Below are 2369 nucleotides of genomic sequence, written 5' to 3' on the forward strand. Positions count from 1 at the left end.
CGGACGGTGTTGGACCCTTGGCCCTCTCGGATGAGATCTGTACGGGCGGCAACAAGGCGGTGTGGGCCAACGATCTCTTCGAGCAAGCGCTTGTCGTCTACCGACAGCGGAGAGAAGCGCTCCAGCTTGCGCGTCAACACGTTTTCCATTTGCGCTACCTTGCAGTGGCAAAAAGCCACTGTGAAAGCAACTAAAGTCCGCGCTACATGTTCCCTAAATGTACCATGTATCTCCAATTACATTTGATATAATTTCTTCGTAGCGCTTCACCCATATGGCCCCGTGAACAAGTCGCCGAGCGCTCTTCGGGCCCGTACCGTCACAGCCCGGCGTCTCCGGTGCTCCGAGGCGTCGTGCAGCAAGTGACACCGCTGACATAGCGCGGCGAGGGTGTTGGCCGCGTCGTTCTGTGGGTCGTGGTCGCGGATAGAACGAGATCACGACGTGGATATCCGTGATTTTCCATCTCGGGCCTTGAGATGCTACCAGCCTCGTTCGACGCACTATGGCCTATACTTACAAAATTTAATATTTCATCGTCCTGCATATGCCGCATGTCCGCGACCGTAACGTTGTTAGGCGGGCAGCGTTTGCCATTCGCATCAAAACGCAGGAGAGAATTATGTATTCACCTATGGCCAAAGCCGATGGCTCGATGACATTCGATTGGATATTCATTGCAATTGTGGGTATTCCCATGATTTTTGCAGCTTGGGAACTTTACAAAAGTTACAAAATTCTCGACAGGCTTAAGCCGCGACATTCGGGCAGGTGAAGGACCCAACTTAGTTCGAAGCATCAAGCGTGGGGCTGTATCGGTGCAGCCCCACGAACTGCGTCTCGCATCGGCCACTGGACCCGGATAGAGGCCGACAGCTCGCGCCAGTCGATCGGGTAGAGCCAGCGGTGGCGGGCGAGGATGGGCACGGGGAGGGCTCGGGCGTGGTCGTCTCCCGAGCCTATGCGGGCGGTATGGCATCTAGTCCAGCCTCGGAACCCACGGCGGATCGCGCGTTCCCTCAAAGGTGAGCTTGCCGCGGTAGATGATCCGGCCCGACTCGTCTCGCACGTCGCATGTGATGACGTGCAAATCACCGTCCGGCAGTTCCTCGCGGGCGATATCGGGAAGCAGAGCTTGGGCCTGCTCCCGCGCTTCTTCGAAGCTGTCGAACTCGTCACCAATCTCGTCGCGATGGAAACCACGCCCATCTTGGACGTCGAAATAATACCGAGCCATGTGCCGTCCGGTCGTCCGGGCCAGGGCACACTCATCCCTCAATCGCTCCATGCCGAGGGTCGAAGGAACAACACGGATATGTTACCGAATGGTAGGTTGGGCCTCATTCACATAGGCTAGGCGGGCCAAGCTTTTTGACCTATTTTGTCGCACAAAGTCAGGTAACAAGCATGTATGCATTGTCGTAACCAATGGCTCAGAGTGACGTTTTCGAGAGGTCCCAATGCCTGTCATCTCCGCGGCCCAGGTTCGCGCCGCCCGCGGCCTGCTTGACTGGTCCATGGTGGATCTCGCCAAGGCCGCGCGGGTGTCGGTCTCGACCGTGAAGCGGTTCGAGGATGGGCGATTGGCTCCCGTGTCGGACGAGACGGTCGCTTCCATGCAAGACGCATTCGAGACGGAGGGCGTCCGCTTCCTTTCGGATGATGGGAGTGGCCCTGGGCTGCGCTATCGAAGCCGTTGAAATGGGTTCGCGGGCGGAAGTAGGAAGGTACGGCCAGAGCACGCCACCCGCAGCCTGCCGCAGCAGGTTGGGCCGCCGTTAGATCGGCGACGTTGGAGAACCACGTCGCTTCGGCGTGATCGGACGGTCCTTCGACCTTCCTTGGGGAACACCATGATCGACATTGTGATTGCGGCCGTGCTGAGCGCGGTGATCTCGTACTTCGCCGTGATGTTGCAACAGCCGACCTCGGAGATAACCGGCATCATAAATGTGGTGGTCGTGTTCGCTCTGACGTTCGTGATCTATTTCGCGTTGAAGCAGGCGATGTTCTCGGCGCGCGCCAACAGGCTACCGTGAGAGCCGCGGCGTGGCGCTCGTGTCTCAACAGCGCGGCGCCCGCCGCAGGATCCCATCGGCCTCGCTCAGCGCCTGCCCGAGATAGCGCGCAAGCACAATGGCACCGCACGCCTCGGCTTGGCAGAGCAAGTCCGGAACAGACACGAGGACAGCACGCGCCGCAGGGCCGTAGTCCTGGGACGGCTCGGGGCGGGGGCTGCGTGCCGCCCGCGTCGCCGATCACTCGTCGACGCGGGGAGACGGGGGCGCACCGGGGTCAGATCGCCTTCAGGTGCGGGCTCAGCAGCCCCATCATCTTCATCATGTTCACCCGGTCCTGGCCGAACACGG

At 59.9% G+C, this 2369-nt stretch carries 3 protein-coding genes; 2 read left to right on the forward strand and 1 reads right to left on the reverse strand.

Features of this window, described 5'->3' with window-relative positions; all coding sequences use genetic code 11:
• Positions 1–979: 979 nt before the first annotated feature.
• Positions 980–1237: a DUF6894 family protein gene (locus tag D3273_RS27545; protein WP_129230214.1), complete on the reverse strand. Its 258-nt coding sequence runs from the start codon at positions 1235–1237 to the stop codon at positions 980–982.
• Positions 1238–1460: 223 nt separating this feature from the next.
• Between D3273_RS27545 and D3273_RS27550 the strand changes: the two genes are divergently transcribed.
• Positions 1461–1700 (forward strand): helix-turn-helix domain-containing protein, encoded by a 240-nt coding sequence (locus D3273_RS27550; RefSeq protein WP_129230216.1) that lies wholly within the window; start codon positions 1461–1463, stop codon positions 1698–1700.
• A gap of 153 nt (positions 1701–1853) precedes the next feature.
• A complete protein-coding gene (locus tag D3273_RS27555; RefSeq protein ID WP_129230218.1) occupies positions 1854–2039 on the forward strand; it encodes a hypothetical protein in 186 nt (61 codons plus the stop codon).
• The last annotated feature ends 330 nt before the right edge of the window (positions 2040–2369 follow it).

This window comes from Lichenibacterium minor (genome assembly GCF_004137685.1).
Lineage (GTDB): Bacteria > Pseudomonadota > Alphaproteobacteria > Rhizobiales > Beijerinckiaceae > Lichenihabitans > Lichenihabitans minor.